At 55.6% G+C, this 14,234-nt stretch carries 20 protein-coding genes and 4 pseudogenes; 13 read left to right on the top strand and 11 right to left on the bottom strand.

What is annotated here, in order from left to right:
- Window positions 1–30: 30 nt before the first annotated feature.
- Window positions 31–1,341 carry a ribonucleoside triphosphate reductase gene (locus tag GKE73_RS00115; protein WP_230368601.1) on the bottom strand — a complete coding sequence of 437 codons (1,311 nt, stop codon included), beginning with the start codon at window positions 1,339–1,341 and terminating at the stop codon, window positions 31–33.
- Window positions 1,338–1,580, bottom strand: coding sequence for an ATP cone domain-containing protein (locus GKE73_RS00110; RefSeq protein ID WP_230368600.1), 243 nt, complete (start codon window positions 1,578–1,580; stop codon window positions 1,338–1,340). Before GKE73_RS00110 ends, GKE73_RS00115 begins: the two co-directional genes overlap by 4 nt.
- A gap of 674 nt (window positions 1,581–2,254) precedes the next feature.
- Between GKE73_RS00110 and GKE73_RS00105 the strand changes: the two genes are divergently transcribed.
- Window positions 2,255–2,458, top strand: coding sequence for a hypothetical protein (locus GKE73_RS00105; protein ID WP_230368599.1), 204 nt, complete (start codon window positions 2,255–2,257; stop codon window positions 2,456–2,458).
- An 11-nt stretch (window positions 2,459–2,469) separates the two neighbouring features.
- Window positions 2,470–4,240: pseudogene (locus GKE73_RS25180) on the top strand (methyl-accepting chemotaxis protein); the annotation flags it as partial.
- Window positions 4,241–4,275: 35 nt separating this feature from the next.
- Here the strand turns inward: GKE73_RS25180 and GKE73_RS00090 are convergent.
- From GKE73_RS00090 to GKE73_RS25170, 9 genes and pseudogenes are all read right to left on the bottom strand, one after another.
- Window positions 4,276–4,374: a TOBE domain-containing protein gene (locus tag GKE73_RS00090; protein ID WP_230368596.1), complete on the bottom strand. Its 99-nt coding sequence runs from the start codon at window positions 4,372–4,374 to the stop codon at window positions 4,276–4,278.
- Window positions 4,375–4,557: 183 nt separating this feature from the next.
- Window positions 4,558–5,088: a LysR family transcriptional regulator gene (locus tag GKE73_RS00085; RefSeq protein WP_230368595.1), complete on the bottom strand. Its 531-nt coding sequence runs from the start codon at window positions 5,086–5,088 to the stop codon at window positions 4,558–4,560.
- A gap of 35 nt (window positions 5,089–5,123) precedes the next feature.
- Window positions 5,124–5,672, bottom strand: coding sequence for a nitrogen fixation protein NifQ (locus tag GKE73_RS00080; protein WP_230368594.1), 549 nt, complete (start codon window positions 5,670–5,672; stop codon window positions 5,124–5,126).
- Entirely contained in the window at window positions 5,648–6,196 is a 549-nt protein-coding gene (locus GKE73_RS00075) for an ABC transporter ATP-binding protein (protein WP_280954649.1), read from the bottom strand. The genes GKE73_RS00080 and GKE73_RS00075 overlap by 25 nt, the downstream gene beginning before the upstream one ends.
- 40 nt (window positions 6,197–6,236) lie before the next feature.
- Window positions 6,237–6,287: pseudogene (locus GKE73_RS24420) on the bottom strand (hypothetical protein); the annotation flags it as partial.
- 107 nt (window positions 6,288–6,394) lie between these two features.
- A pseudogene (locus GKE73_RS25175) lies at window positions 6,395–6,972 on the bottom strand (molybdate ABC transporter permease subunit); the annotation flags it as partial.
- A gap of 262 nt (window positions 6,973–7,234) precedes the next feature.
- Window positions 7,235–7,372, bottom strand: coding sequence for a hypothetical protein (locus GKE73_RS00065; RefSeq protein ID WP_230368592.1), 138 nt, complete (start codon window positions 7,370–7,372; stop codon window positions 7,235–7,237).
- A gap of 71 nt (window positions 7,373–7,443) precedes the next feature.
- A complete protein-coding gene (locus GKE73_RS00060; RefSeq protein WP_230368591.1) occupies window positions 7,444–7,668 on the bottom strand; it encodes a molybdate ABC transporter substrate-binding protein in 225 nt (74 codons plus the stop codon).
- Window positions 7,619–7,774, bottom strand: a complete 156-nt coding sequence (locus GKE73_RS25170) for a hypothetical protein (RefSeq protein WP_376767400.1) — start codon at window positions 7,772–7,774, stop codon at window positions 7,619–7,621. The genes GKE73_RS00060 and GKE73_RS25170 overlap by 50 nt, the downstream gene beginning before the upstream one ends.
- A gap of 586 nt (window positions 7,775–8,360) precedes the next feature.
- On the opposite strand from GKE73_RS25170, the gene GKE73_RS00055 reads away from it, so the two are divergent.
- From GKE73_RS00055 to GKE73_RS00005, 11 genes and pseudogenes are all read left to right on the top strand, one after another.
- A complete protein-coding gene (locus GKE73_RS00055; protein WP_230371363.1) occupies window positions 8,361–8,645 on the top strand; it encodes a radical SAM protein in 285 nt (94 codons plus the stop codon).
- A 23-nt stretch (window positions 8,646–8,668) separates the two neighbouring features.
- Window positions 8,669–8,857, top strand: coding sequence for a hypothetical protein (locus GKE73_RS00050; protein ID WP_230368590.1), 189 nt, complete (start codon window positions 8,669–8,671; stop codon window positions 8,855–8,857).
- Window positions 8,858–8,925: 68 nt separating this feature from the next.
- Window positions 8,926–9,294 (top strand): GTP 3',8-cyclase MoaA family protein, encoded by a 369-nt coding sequence (locus GKE73_RS00045; protein WP_312854527.1) that lies wholly within the window; start codon window positions 8,926–8,928, stop codon window positions 9,292–9,294.
- Window positions 9,295–9,309: 15 nt separating this feature from the next.
- Window positions 9,310–9,756: a molybdopterin-guanine dinucleotide biosynthesis protein MobB gene (locus tag GKE73_RS00040; RefSeq protein ID WP_312854526.1), complete on the top strand. Its 447-nt coding sequence runs from the start codon at window positions 9,310–9,312 to the stop codon at window positions 9,754–9,756.
- Window positions 9,757–9,794: 38 nt separating this feature from the next.
- Window positions 9,795–9,932: a hypothetical protein gene (locus GKE73_RS00035; RefSeq protein ID WP_230368589.1), complete on the top strand. Its 138-nt coding sequence runs from the start codon at window positions 9,795–9,797 to the stop codon at window positions 9,930–9,932.
- A complete protein-coding gene (locus GKE73_RS00030; RefSeq protein ID WP_230368588.1) occupies window positions 9,929–10,699 on the top strand; it encodes a molybdopterin-binding domain-containing protein in 771 nt (256 codons plus the stop codon). The genes GKE73_RS00035 and GKE73_RS00030 overlap by 4 nt, the downstream gene beginning before the upstream one ends.
- 371 nt (window positions 10,700–11,070) lie before the next feature.
- Window positions 11,071–11,292 carry a MoaD/ThiS family protein gene (locus GKE73_RS00025; RefSeq protein WP_230368587.1) on the top strand — a complete coding sequence of 74 codons (222 nt, stop codon included), beginning with the start codon at window positions 11,071–11,073 and terminating at the stop codon, window positions 11,290–11,292.
- Between the two features lie 328 nt (window positions 11,293–11,620).
- Entirely contained in the window at window positions 11,621–11,707 is an 87-nt protein-coding gene (locus GKE73_RS00020; protein ID WP_312854525.1) for a molybdenum cofactor biosynthesis protein MoaE, read from the top strand.
- A 13-nt stretch (window positions 11,708–11,720) separates the two neighbouring features.
- Window positions 11,721–11,912, top strand: coding sequence for a hypothetical protein (locus tag GKE73_RS00015; RefSeq protein ID WP_230368586.1), 192 nt, complete (start codon window positions 11,721–11,723; stop codon window positions 11,910–11,912).
- Between the two features lie 247 nt (window positions 11,913–12,159).
- Window positions 12,160–12,297 carry a hypothetical protein gene (locus tag GKE73_RS00010; protein WP_230368585.1) on the top strand — a complete coding sequence of 46 codons (138 nt, stop codon included), beginning with the start codon at window positions 12,160–12,162 and terminating at the stop codon, window positions 12,295–12,297.
- 120 nt (window positions 12,298–12,417) lie between these two features.
- Window positions 12,418–12,887 (top strand): annotated as a pseudogene (locus tag GKE73_RS00005) (cyclic pyranopterin monophosphate synthase MoaC).
- Window positions 12,888–14,234: the final 1,347 nt, after the last annotated feature.

The following is a 14,234-nucleotide window of genomic DNA, read 5'->3' as shown; positions in this document are numbered from 1 at the left end:
CGGAAACGCAGCATTTGTGCACGTACATGGTCAAGCAAACGGACGGCAAAAAGCGTGGCCTCGCTCGTCGGTAATGTCATAAGCGTCGGCAGAGAAATTGCGGATCATCTCGTTGATCCCATTCACGCCGATGGTGGAGAAGTGATTGCGCAACGTCCCGAGATACCGGCGCGTATAGGGGAATAGCCCATTGTCCATGTGGTGCTGGATCACCTTGCGCTTGATTTCCGTGCTGACCCGGGCGAAATCCAGCAGGCGATCGAGCTCGGCAAAGAGTCCCGTTTCGTCGCCGCGGAAACGGTAACCTAGCCGGGCGCAATTGAGTGTCACCACGCCGAGAGAGCCGGTCTGTTCTGCCGAGCCAAACAGGCCATTGCCGCGCTTTAGCAGCTCGCGTAAGTCGAGCTGTAGCTCCGAGCACATGGAACGGATCATGTTCGGCTTGAGTTCGGAGTTGATGAAATTCTGAAAATAGGGTAGCCCGTAACGGGCTGTCATTTCGAATAGTCTGACCGCATTGCCGCTCTCCCAGTCGAAGTCGGGTGTGATGTTGTAGGTTGGGATCGGGAAGGTGAACACGCGCCCCTTTGCGTCGCCAGCCATCATTACCTCGATATAGGCGCGGTTGATCAGATCCATTTCTACTTGCAGGTCGCCGTAGCAGAACGGCATGTCTTCGCCCCCGATCACGGGTACTTGCTCGCGCAGGTCTTCCGGGCAAACCCAGTCGAAAGTCAGATTGGTGAATGGCGTCTGAGTCCCCCAGCGCGATGGTACGTTGAGGTTGTAGATCAACTCCTGCATGGCCTGACGCACTTCGGCATAGCCGAGCTGGTCCTTGCGGATGAATGGCGCCATATAGGTATCGAATGAACTGAACGCCCGTGCGCCTACCATTCGTTTTGCATGGTGCCGAGAAAGTTGACGATCTGCCCAATCGCACTGGAAAGATGGCGCGGCGGTTGTGACTCTACCTTGCCTGACACGCCATTGAAGCCTTCGTGTAGCAGGGTGCGCAGGGACCAGCCCGCGCAGTAGCCGGAGAGCATGTCCAGATCGTGAATATGGAAGTCTGCATCCCGATGAGCCCCGGCCGATTTCGGGCGGATAGACATGGCTGAGCCAATAGTTGGCAATCATCTTGCCCGATACGTTCAGTATCAGTCCGCCAAGCGAATAACCCTGATTGGCATTGGCGTTGATGCGCCAGTCCCCGGCGATTGAGGTACTCGTTGATCGACGATTCGACGTCGACCAGTGTGTGCCGGTCGGCGCGCAGGGTGTGATGCTGTTCGCGGTAGACGATGAATGCTCGCAGTGTCTTGCGATAGCCCGCTTCAAACAGCGCGGTTTCGACCATATCCCCGGACTTGTTCGACATGCGGGATGGTTTTGTCGAAGGTTTGGCAGAGCTCGGTCAGGATGGTGCGTGTCAACTCGTTGGCCTGCTGTGCCGTAACTTCTCCTGTTGCCGTCCCCGCGCGCAGGATGGCGGATGTAATTTTGTCTTGTGTAAAAGCTTGCAGGGAGCCGTTGCGTTTGTATATCTGTTGTGGCAGCGGTTTGGATGAGATGTTCATGAGGTTATTCTTAACCATATGTTGTGTTTATTGTCTGTTTTATGCGGTACATGTTGTACGTAACCTTATGATTGTTTCGTGCGGCTCGTACTTGATGCGAATCAATTTATTTGGTACTCGAGGTTTTTTAGGTGCTATATGTGCCGCTTTGCTATGATTTGTAATCAATATCTAGTGCCTGCATGGGCGTCTGCTTTTTGAATAATTCTTTCTGCCTTGGGTGCCACTGGAGCGTGACTTGAGGGGCAGGGATGCTGTTAACAGGTAGCTGCCTGAGGCAATTCAGTCTCTTGAGGGAACCGGCAGGCTAGGGATGACTCACTGTAACTAGGTCAACTGGCCAGCTTGTTACGGATTGATGGTGGTGGGACCATACATTCGCAGATCTCCAAGGCTGTGTTCGAAAGTTCTACGTGTAGCCGCTCCGAGATGGAGCGGTTCTTTTTTTATCGTGCAGCCAGATCATTCAAACACTACATAGAAATACTTGCTGACATCTGTTGCCAGTCGGCAAAACACTGGGTAATGGCCGGTCTACACAGGAATGCAAATATTCCCAATGGCCGTAATTCTGTCTTTTCTAGCTTGAAATTTAATAGAACCTGACTATCAATAACGGTATAACTATGCCGTTGTTGTTTTTGGGGCTTATCAGCCTTCAGGGGAAAGTGGAAATGAAGAATACAACCATCATGCAACGGCTGGCCTTGCTGGTTCTGGTGCCGCTACTGGTGCTGACCCTGTCAAGCGGGATACAGGTGTGGCAGGCGTGGCAGTCCTATCAGTCCGCAGGGCAGACCCGGGAGCTGATTGCCCTGTCTGTCAAAATTGGTAATCTGGTGCATGCCCTGCAGGTGGAGCGAGGCAGTACTGCTTAAACTTTCTTAAATCCCACGGCCAGAAGTTTGCCGATCTTTTGCCGACTGCCCGTCACAAATCTGATGAGCAGATACGCGCTTTCAAGGCGGATGTAGCGACGCTGGATGCCAAGATCTATCCGGATCTGGCAAGTGCGATACAAACGGTCAATGGCAAACTGGGTGATTTGGCTGGTTTGCGGCAGCGAGTTGATCATTTCTCCGTGTTGCAAACGGATAGCACGGCCATCTACAGTTCTGCCGTCGCCGCATTGGTGGATGCCATGGGCGTCAGTGTGAAGTACAACAAGGATGCTTCGCTGTCGCACAAGCTGATTGCCTACATCAGTTTTGTAAGAGCCAAGGAAAACGCCGCGCAGGAACGCGCGCTCGGTGCTGTTATCTTTGCCACTGATAAAGCAGAACCCGCTCAATTACAGGCCATGCTGAACCGGATTGGTCAACAAGACGCCCATCTGGCTGATTTTAACGGCGTGGCGGCCACCGCGGAACGGGCTTCTCTGGAAGCTGTTTTGACCGGGCAGCCTGCCCAAAATGTCTTGCAGATGCGTAGTGTGCTCATGGCGAAATCCGCCGAAGGAGGGTTTGGTATTGACCCAACCGTCTGGTTCAAGATCATGACGGACAAGATCAACGCGCTGCATGAAACAGAAAAATTAGTTGCGAACAATATCATCGCGTCCGCCAACGCACTGCGAGATGATAGCCGGAATACGTTGCTTGCTTTCGTGTTGTTAGGAGCTCTGGCCATTGGCGCCACGTTTGTTGTGTCGTTATGGGTTGCCCGCAGTATCAGTAAGCCTTTGCGTACGACGGTCGCGTTTGCCGAAGCCGCTATCGTCAACAATGATTTTACCGGCAGCATCCCTTCTTCGGATGTCAGGGAAGTGGCCTCTGCGGCCAGTGCCTTCAATCATTTGATGCAGAAGTTCCGCACGGTTATTGATGGGGTAAGACAGTCCAGCGAGCAGCTTACCCGAGCGGCTCATGGCATGGCGGAGTCCAGTCAAGCGGTGAGTCAAAGCTCGGTTACGCAGGCTAATGCCGCCAGTTCGGTGGCCACAGCCGTGGAGCAGGCATCAGTCAGCGTCAGTGAAACCTCATCAAGCGCCCAGTTGGCTGCCACAACAGTTGCCCGTGCCCGTGAGGATAGCGAGCGTGCGCTAGAGGTGATGCGTGAAATGATCGCCCAGACTAACAACATCGCGCAAATGATCCGCCAATCCAGTAGCAATGTGCAGTTACTGGATGACAGTTCACAAAAAATTGGTGGCATTGTGCAAGTGATTAAAGATATTGCCGATCAAACTAATTTGTTGGCACTCAATGCCGCCATTGGAGGCGGCGCGCGCCGGGGAGCAGGGCCGTGGGTTTGCCGTGGTGGCTGATGAGGTGCGTAAGTTGGCCGAACGTACCGCACAAGCGACCGGTGAAATTGGCCACCTTATTGAGACCATTCAAAGTGGAGTCGGGAGTTCCGTGCATGCCATGCAAGAAGCGAACACCCGTGCTGAATCCAATCTGGAGTTGGCCGAACGCTCCGAAGCAGCGTTGCGCAAGATAGATGAAGGCTCACGTACAGTGGCCAGCAATGTCAGCAGCATTTCACTGTCCCTGATGGAGCAGGATGCGGCAATTCGCCAGATTGCCGTCAATGTGGAACAGATCGCCCAGATGACCGAATCGAATACCCAATCGGCAGAAGGCAATAGTCGAGCCGCCAGTGATCTGGATGAGCTGTCGGAAAAATTGCGTGAAAGTGTGGGTGTCTTCAAGGTGTAGTTGCTGATTGGCGAGGGCGCTGGTTATCCGGCGCCTTAAGTCGGTACGGCAATGATCACACTGGATGCCTTGAAAATGGCCGAGGCGGTTTTCCCTTCGGCCAACTCCAGACTATGGCAGCTGCTGTTGGTCACAACGGCGGCGATGCTGCCGCCACCGGGCAAATCAATGACGACCTCGGTGTTCCACCGCGCCGGGTTGCACCCGGGAAATGATGCCGTTCAATTTGTTGCGGGCGGAGAAACGAGCGCCATCTTCATCGGTTACCACGACAATGGAAGAAGACTTGATCAGCGCGAAGGCCTCCGCTCCCGGTGTCAGTCCCAGTCCTCGGTGCTTTCATGCGTGACAATCGCCACGATGGTTTGGCCGCTGGCCGTTTGCAGTTCGATCTCATCATTCACCGCGCCAATCTTGACCGAGGTCACTTTGCCGAGGAACTGATTGCGTGCACTGGTTTTCATCGCCATTCTCCTGATTAACACGTAGTCGTCGGCCGTGGCTTCTGCCTGCTGCGCCAACTGGCTAACAAAATTCTGATGCTCGTGCAGGATGGACTGGAAGTTTTCCACCAGCTGCATGCCACGCGGTGTCAGCCGGGTGCCGCCGCCTCCTTTACCGCCAGTCAACCTTTCCACCAATGGCTCACCCGCCAAGTTGTTCATGGTATCGATGGCATCCCGTGCGGCTTTGTAGCTCATCCGGGCGGCCTTGGCTGCCTGCGTGATGGAACCACATTCGGCGATTTTGGCGAGCAACGCGATACGGTCAGCGCCGCCGAAATTCTGGCCGTCGACGGTCATCCATACTGAACCCTGCAATTGGATTGGCTTGTCAGTGGTCGCCATATTTTTATTCCTGTGTATACCCAGCCGGGGAAGCATTAGTCATCATGCTGATTTTGCGTAGGATGTGGCGCATCCGGTTTTTTTGACTTGGCCAGTTCAGCCAACAAGAAATGCTTCCATCCAAGGTTGGCCGAATTATCCCGGTACAACGGCAGGAAACACGTGGCCAGTAAGTCATCCAATTCTTTCCTGTTCCGCAGCTCCATGTTTTCCCACAAGCGTCGATCCCCAAAGCTGGCGGCTGCCAAAACCCGCGCTAGCCATTCGCTGTAACGGCTATCGGATGTCGGGGTGCACCGGGCGCAGAGCATGCTGACCAAGTCACCAAATTCAACCGGAGTGGTGGCCAGCAAGTGTGCGTACTGTGTGTTGGGTAGCGGTTCAAGACCGTTGGCCAGTTCAGGAAATAGTTCGGCCAACATGGTCAGCAATTGCTGCTGGGGAAGTCCCAAGGTCCAGGTAAACAGGGGCAGATTGCCATCCCCGGGCTCCGCGCAGTACGGCGGCCGGCTGTGCTGTAATAAGCTGGCAAGGCAATCTTCCGGAATAGTCTGGCTACTTAGCGGATGGATGTGTCGTTGCATATCGCTGCCTCGTCGATATTCTGGCAACAGGATGTCAGGCTCTGGTTATCCAGTTCACCGTCACGCAGTTCGATGACATGGTCACCAAAGGTTTGTACGTCCTGCGGATCATGGGTAATCAGCACCATGGGAATTTGCAGGTGCTGCTGCAAATCGCTCAGTTCCTGACGCATGGAGAGGCGCAGGGATGGGTCGAGTGCAGAAAAGGGTTCATCCAGAAGCAGTGCCTGCGGATCGGCCACAATGGCTCTGGCCAGTGCAACACGTTGCCGTTGGCCACCAGACAGATCATCCGGCAACTGGTGTGCCATGGCTTCCAGACCAAAGGCACGTATCCAGAATTCCACCTTGTCGTGCCGTTCTCGCGCCAACGGATTAAACCAGCGTCGACTCAGGCCAAAGGCAATGTTCTGGCGCACGTTGAGATGTGGAAACAGCGCGTAGTCCTGAAACAGGTAGCCAACCCGGCGTGCTTGCGGTGCCAGATTCACCCCCGCCAGCGTGGTCAAAAACCGTGTGTCCATTGAGCCGGATATGACCGCGCTCCGGGGTGAGCAAGCCAGCAATTGCCTTCAGGGTCAAGCTCTTTCCAGCGCCAGATGGCCCGTAAATCACAATACGCTTAAGCTGCTCGACTGTAGTTGTACGTTCAGGTTAAAACGCCGTTTGCCCGCGCACAGCGTCTTGTAAATATCGATATCAAGCTGCATCACCCGCCTCACTCAACGTCGAACCATGTGACCGGGCGCAAGATAGCCCGCCGTTAACAGTACCGTGATGCACACGGCCGAGATAATGTAGACCAGCATGTTGGCCAGATCATCCTGCCCTGCCTGAACTGCTTCGTACACGGCTACCGACAGCGTCTGCGTTTTTGCCCGGAATGCTGCTACTACCATCAGGGTGGCCCCAAACTCGCCCAGCGCCCGAGCAAAGGCCAGTAGCACGCCAGCCAGAATGCCGCGCCACGCCAGTGGCAGGGGTTACCCGGAAAAAGATGGCGATATCGTTGACCCCCAGAACTCTGGCCGCTTGCTCCAGTTGCCCATCCACCGACTCAAACGCGGCGCGTGCCGGTTTGTAACACCAGAGGAGAAATGCCACCGTTGCAGCGGCGATGACGGCACCTTGCCATGTGAGAGATCAGGTTGATGCCGAACACATCAAGCAACCAGGCTCCCCAAAAGGACTACGGCGCCCCAGCAGAATCAGCAGGTAGTAGCCGAGCACGGTAGGGAAGCACCATCGGCAGCGTCAGCAGGGCCAGCACATTGCGCCCGGGAAATTGCCCTTGGCCAATGCCAACCCGGCAGCGCCAACAGGTTCACATCGGGAACTTGCCTTAATGCAAGGGGCCAAAGGGGCCACGCCTAATACCATGTTGCGGTATGGCAGTGTGCCAGCCCTACTGCCACCATTAATGACAGGGCCAAAGGGATCCATACCGATTCCCATCTGTTCGTGGCTTTCTGGGCTCAGGGTTTCAGAAAGCCACACTTGCCCCTTGCTACAGACCCAGGAACAAGACATAGTCAATGAAGCTCTTGGCTTCCTTTGCATTGCTACTGTGGGCAACTTTCAGCGATCGGGTAACGGATGATCTCCTTGAGCGGCACAGTGAAGACCACTTTCACCTTGCCCGGCATCATGGCTGCGTCGGTGGCGTAAACAAAGCCTGCTTCCACTTCACCGCGCGCCACAGTCTAGAGACTGCCGTACGTTTTGGGTGTGGATGGCTTTGGCGTTGATGGCAGGCCAGAGCCGGCGGCTGTCAAGGCCGGCCTGGCTGTAAGCGACCGACCGGCACGCTGGCGGGGTTGCCAATGGCAACCTTGACCACGCCCGGCTGGGTCAGATCCTTGAGAGTCTTGATGGCCAGTTTGCTGTCGGAGGGGACGGTCAGTACCAACGCATTGCGCACAAAATCGACAGTTGCAGGGCAGCGATCAAACCCTGGCCTGGCGACTCCATCGTCCCTTCCTGCCGAGGCGAACACATCTACGGGTGGCCCCCTTGGACATCTGCTGCAACAAGGCCCCCGAGGCACCAAAGTTCAAATGGATCTTGCTTCCGGGATGCTGTGCCTCGAATGACTGTGCCATATCCTTGAAGGCATTGGTCAGCGCTGGCCGCGGCTGAAACGGTAACATCGCCAGCGGCGGCAAAGTCGTTGCCATGAGTAGTGCAAACCCCGCAATGACTTTTGACGTGGACTTCATGACATCTCCGTGGTGGGCATCGTTTAGCGCAATATAGTCACCTACATAACGCTACTCAATACTCCTATGCCGCCTAGTACCTGTGCCAGTAGCGAGGAAGTTGGCCGAAGGGGCGGCAGTTACCTTCGGGCATCTTGTAAAACTGACCGCACTCACGCGATTGTTGAAATGGACGCCGATGCCGATTGGGTAGTTGTCTATTGATAAGCTAAAGTACTTTAAGCAGCCCTCCTCTTTTGCCTGCAATGGATGCGAAAGATCGGCACACGGTAACTTCGTGCTTGAAAAAAACTAGTCCAAAAGAATTACTTGCGCATCAGGCTTTTTCCCTAGTTCCGTCGACTAATAGGCGAAACAAACCGTTGGGAATACATTCTCTGGGCGAGGATAGAACAATGTGCCACCCCAACTCTGTATGTACTAACCCCGATTAGTCGATCGCTTTGGTCGTCAGGTGAGCTATTTGCGCGTGTCCGTAACCGATCGTTGCGACCTGCGCTGTAGTTACTGTTTGCCCAAGGGGTTTGATGGTTACGCCGAGCCAACGGATTGGCTGAACTTTGCCGAACTGGAACGTGTGGTCGGGGCATTTGCACGCATGGGCGTGACACGTGTGCGCCTCACTGGAGGCGAACCGCTGCTGCGAAGAAATATCGTCGATCTGGTTGGTAACCTTGCTGCCATTGATGGTGTGCATGATCTGTCGTTATCCACCAATGCGACGCAATTGGGGGTAAGTATGCTCCTGCACTAAAAGCAGCTGCCTCGCGCGTGTCAATGTCAGTCTGGTATTCACTCGACAAGGCCTGCGTCAATCACATCACCGGACGCGACAGCTTCGATGCCATCATGGCGGGGATCATGGCTGGTAAACAGGCCGGGCTGAGTCCGATCAAGCTCAATATGGTTGCCATGCAAGGCGTGAATGATCACGAAATCGAGCGCATGACGCAGTCTCTGCCTTGATGAAGGCTTCATTCTGCGGCTGATCGAAACCATGCCCTGTTGGCGATACCGGACGTAATGCGCACTACCTGCCGCTGGAGAATGTACGGGCGCAACTGGTCGAACGCTTCAAGCTGGAACCCCTGTGTGGAAGAGCTGGGTGGTGGCCCGGCGCGCTACTGGCAAACCCGCGACGGGCGATCGGAGATGGCTTTATCACGCCGATTTCCCAGCACTTCTGTGCGACCTGCAATCGCGTACGACTGTCTGTTGATGGCACGCTTTATCTGTGTTTGGGGCAGGAACAAAAATTTGAGCTGCGTCCGCTGTTGCGCGACGGTTCAGTAACGCACGAGCTGGATGCGGCGATCCGTGAGGCGATTGAACCCAAACCGGAACGCCATGAATTCCGCGAACAGCCAGCAAGATTATCCGTTTCATGTCGCAAACGGGGCTAAAGATGGCAATGCACAATTTGCCGTGCTGGGTATCTGTGGCTGGTCCGGTTCGGGGAAAACAGACGCTTATCGAGCAACTTTTGCCTGTGCTGGTGCTGGCGGGCATGGGCCTGCAGGTTAAATGTCATCAAACACTCCCATCACGTTCCAGTTCCATGGAGCCGCCCACCAAGGGACAGCGCTCGATTTCGCCATGCCGGGGCAAAGGAAGTGATGCTCGCTACCCTTGGGGTTATTGTTGCTGAGCCATCATCTCTCCTGCGCGAGGCGGCCGAGCCGGTATTGTCCGGAGCTGCTAGCAAGGCCGGCTCCCCGCCGACATCAAATCTTATCGAAGGCTTCAAGAAGGAAGCCATTGATCGCATCGAGGTATGGCGCGCGGGCAACGGCCAAGCCGCTACTCGCACTGGACGACAGTGGGATTATCGCAGTGGCTTTGCGACAGCAGATCAGATGCCGTGAACGCTTGGGCAACAAACACATTGGCCGATGCCGTATCCGTGCTTGATCTGAATGACATCAACCTGTGGCGGCGTTCATTGTCCGCCACCTCAATATCGATACCGTACATCATGATTGATTTTGATACCGCACTGGCCCAACCTGGCTGGCTGCGCCCGCTCTCCTGTTCGCAGTGAAATGGTCACGCTACAAGAAGCCGGATGGCCGGGTGCTGGCAGCGGACGTGATTGCCCCGTTGGCTGTCCCCGGGTTTGACAACAGCGCGATGGATGGCTACGCGCTTAATGGGATTGGATTTAAACGTGGCGACGCATGTGCTGCCAGTTGTGGCGCGCATTGCCGCGGGGGATGCCCGCCGTTGCGCCCGTTGGATGCCGGGTGCGCATTTACTGGCAGCGCCGATACCGGCGGGCTGCAATGTGGTGGAGATGCAGGAAAATTCGCCATGTTGAAGGCGATACCCCTGCATGTCGATAAACTTGCGTTGTTGCGCCGGGCAGTATACCGCCGTATGGGTGAAGACATTGCCAAAGATGCCGTCGTGCCGCCCCGCGGGGAACGACTCAACCCGGCGGCACTGGCGCTGCTGGCATCCATGGGCTTGCAGAAGTCTGTTGTTTACACGCCACGAAAGTGGCTTTGCTCAATACCGGCAACGAGTTGGCCGGAACCCGGCCAACCTGCAGCCCGGTCAGATTTACAACAGCAATCGTTACGCCCTGACTGGCTCCTGTTGCGGCGGCTGGGGTGCGAGCTGACGGTTGCGGGGCTGGTCGCGGATGATTTTGCCGCGACACGTGATCAACTGGCCCATCTGCGGAATCTCCATGATGTCGTCGATGACTCACCGGTGGGGGTGTCGGTGGGTGAGGGAAGATCACGTGGGAAGGCGGCGGTGGCAAGTACTTGGGTGAATGGTACACGTCTGGAAGATCGCCATTAAACCGGGTACTTTTGCGTGGAAGATTCGCTAATGCCGACTTTATCGGTCTGCTCTGGCAACCGGTATCAAGCTTGGGTGACTTTCCTGATGCTGTGGTGCGGCCTTTCTACTGGGCTCAGTGGCGGTAACAGCGGTGGATGCCGCAAGTCTTGCAGCTTCCGGCTGGTTTTACCGGAAAAGGTCAGCGACCGACGGAATTCCTGCGGGCAAAGCTGGATGATGACGGGCGGTTGCAGCCGCATCCCAACCAGGTGATCAGGTGATGACCTCGCTGGCGTGGGCGGATGGACCGGTAGAGTTGCCAGTGGGTGAAACGGTTGAGAATCAACGGTACGTTTTCAGCCGTTGGCCGGGCTGGGTAAGGAGAAACGATGATGTCGATCCGTGTACTGGATTTTGCCCGTTTGCGCGATGTGCTGGGCAGCGGAGAAGAAGTATTGGCGCTGCCCAATGGGGCAACACTGGCCGATCTCGTTGCCATGCTGGTTGAGCGTGGCGGTGATTGGGCCTGCGGAATTTGGTGGCGTGGCGTGTTCCGTGCAGCGATCAATCAGAACAATGGCACAGCCCTGGAGACGTGGATCCTGGGCTAGTAGCATCGTTTCCAATTCGTAACCGGGGGTGAAATGGAGGTCTCGGATCCGTGCGTGGTGAGGAAAGTGATTTCCTCACTGGCCGGATGAATACAGCGAGCTAGCTAATCGCCCGGAAGCTGGTGCAGTTGTTGCCTTTGCCGGACTGGTGCGTGATGCCTGCCAGCGGCTCTCCAGCACGACGCCGGAACACTTATCCGGGCACGATCCGAAAAGCAACTGACGCTGGCATCGTTGCACTTTGCTGGTGAGCGCTGGCTGCTCTGTCGGCGGTGACGCTGGATTCACCGCGTAGGCGCTTTGCTTTCGTGCGCACCTGATTGTATTGGTGTTAATGGTCAGCGCCCATCGTGACGCAGCGTTTTCGGCCAACCAGTTCATCATGGATTACCTGAAAAGCGAAATCTCGTTCTGAGAAAAGGAAAGCAGTGGGTGGGGGAAGCCTGGTTGAAGCCAAGGAGAGTGATGCGGCGGCGCGCTTGCGCGGGGAACTGGTCATGAGCGCCGCCGCTCAGCGCCTGATTCTGGCTGCAGGTTGCAGGCCGGTGGACAGACGCTTGGGGGCGACGATAAAGGGGCCGGTGACGCTGGCGGGCCTACCTTGCCGGTGGTATGGGTAGCGATGCCTTCTGATGGTACGCCAGACACACCGGATAGCCGAGTTGATGATTTCGGCCAACCGTAACGTTGGGAGCGCTATGCCGCCTACGCGACACGAATTTCGCCAGATCGCACCGCTGAATTCCCGGCCCGCTCGCCGGTATTGAAGCGGATTGAGTGCCCGTAAAACGCCGTGGCTGCTGGTGGTTCCGTGCGATGCCGCGGCTTCCGCCCGATCTACCCTGGAGCGTCCTGGCACTGTTGCCCATGGCGCCCCGGGCTGCGTATGCCGGGTTAGTGGTGGGCGTAGTCATCCGGCGGTATGTTTGCTGGATTGGCCTGTTGTCTGGTTTGCGGGATTATCTGGCCGGAGGTCATGGCGCTCTGCAATTATGGCTGGAGTGAGGGGGGCGCCATATGCCGGTGGAATTTAATGCCGATTTATTTGAAAACCCGAATTCCCCCAGAGGATATACGTGCCATGGGCGAGACGATCGGCAATTACTCGGGCATTGACGCACTTTAATGCTGCTTTCTACGATGCGCATATGGTTAACGTTGGCGGTAAGGCGCCGACGCAACGGTTGGCGTGCGGGCGGACGGATTGTGATGCAAACCCGATACCTTGGCGAAGATCGCTACAGGCAACCAAAAAAGGGGGATGTGTTAGGTATTGCGTGGGTTGCCGCGATTATGGGGGCCAAAACGTACTGCCGATCTGGTGCCGCCAAGTATCCGCTATCCCTGACTGGCGTCGAAGTTGACTTCAATCTGGATGAGAGCGCCAGTTGCGTACACTGCGAAGTGACTGTATCCACCTTTGGTGTGACCGGGTGTGAAATGGAAGCACTAACTGCCGTCCGGGTCGCATTGTGACCATCTACGATATGTGCAAAGCCGTGGATAAAGGAATGGTGGTGGAAGGGGTGCGTCTGCTGGAGAAAATTGGGGGCAAATCCGGGCACTGGTTGGTTGATGCCATGATCCGCCAATAGTTCACTAAACAGTTGGCAACCGCTTAGCGCGGCGATAGTGATGCCCAAGCGTGCCGCTCAACAAGCCAAATTTCGATTAGAACGATGGCGTTTCAGCCTTTGCCGCCCAATATCGCCAGTAAAACGTATCTTCGGTCAACTTGCTTAAAGCTGGCTAGTTCGTACGATTTTCACACGTAACCCTATTTATCATTTACGAGTTCTCGCTATGCATGACTTCTGTCGGGAAATCGGCCTCCCCATCTCCACCTCGGATCGCGCCAGCCCCCGGCGTATATGAAGACAAGGAATTCCGGACATGGCGAGTGGCTGTCTGGCGCGCTACTGAACCTTGCGAGTTTGTTGAGCGCTTGATTGCCGACGAACAGAGTGAAATTGGAGGCTACACTGAGCTGGTTGATGAGTGCGCTTGCAGATCTGGTTCTTGACAAAAGGTGGTACCGGGCCAGCGATGCGTGATGTGACACCGGATGCCACGCTGGCGGTGGCAGATCGCGTGATGCCAGTTTTGGCGAGCAGATGCGTCAAGTCAGTTTGCATTATGTTCCAAATCCGGCAATTTGAGCCGCTGGTGGGGGGACGGTGGCGTTGTCTGATTCTCAACCCTGCCGGGCCAACTCCAGTCGGATCAAGGAAACCCCGGAGGGGTAAAAGACGCTGATGGCAAGGTGATTGTGCAGGGTGGTTGCGGCCGTGCTCGTGCATTGTGTGCAAACTGCTTGAAGGACCGTATCTAGAATCGCGCCCCGAGGTTGTTACAGCGTTTCGTCCCAAAACGGCAGTGGCGGCCCCGGCTTAGTTGATAGGGAACGGAAGTTTTATTCCAAAAATACCCAGCTTGTAGCTGTTTTCATTTCTGCTAATTATTCACAAGCCTTCGGTGCGTGGCCTAGTGGGGCATCAGGCGCTTCAGTCTGTAGTGCAGAGGCGCCGTCTTGAATCTTATCTCAACCGAGTTGGGATTTTTGTCTTCGAATAACCGCGGGTGGATAGCTTTTACCCTCTAGTACCACCTCCCCGGTCGCCGCACGCCAGCCCGATTTGATCGGCCAGTTCAGAAGCTGTTTGTTGGTTTGTTTGAATTCCCGCCAAAACTCTGGTGCATTTCTGAATAGCCTTTACTATGCTCAGATCTGATAAGCGAGGGGTGCTTACAGAATGGCGGATCCGTCGCCCCCTTGTTCCCCTTATGCCTCGCTTGTTTCGCGTTTTTCGTTTTTAGATAGCCTTGTTCCACTGAGGCTCGCCAGCCAAGTGTTTGTGAGCGACGTCTTCGGGGGGAACTTTTTGGCGTAGGTCATCGTTCCCCTGATGGCTGATTGGTTAGGCAATAGGCAGTGCCGACCT

Source organism: Paludibacterium denitrificans (genome assembly GCF_009707705.1).
GTDB classification, from domain to species: domain Bacteria; phylum Pseudomonadota; class Gammaproteobacteria; order Burkholderiales; family Chromobacteriaceae; genus Paludibacterium_A; species Paludibacterium_A denitrificans.
This window is presented reverse-complemented; position numbering and strand designations above follow the sequence as displayed.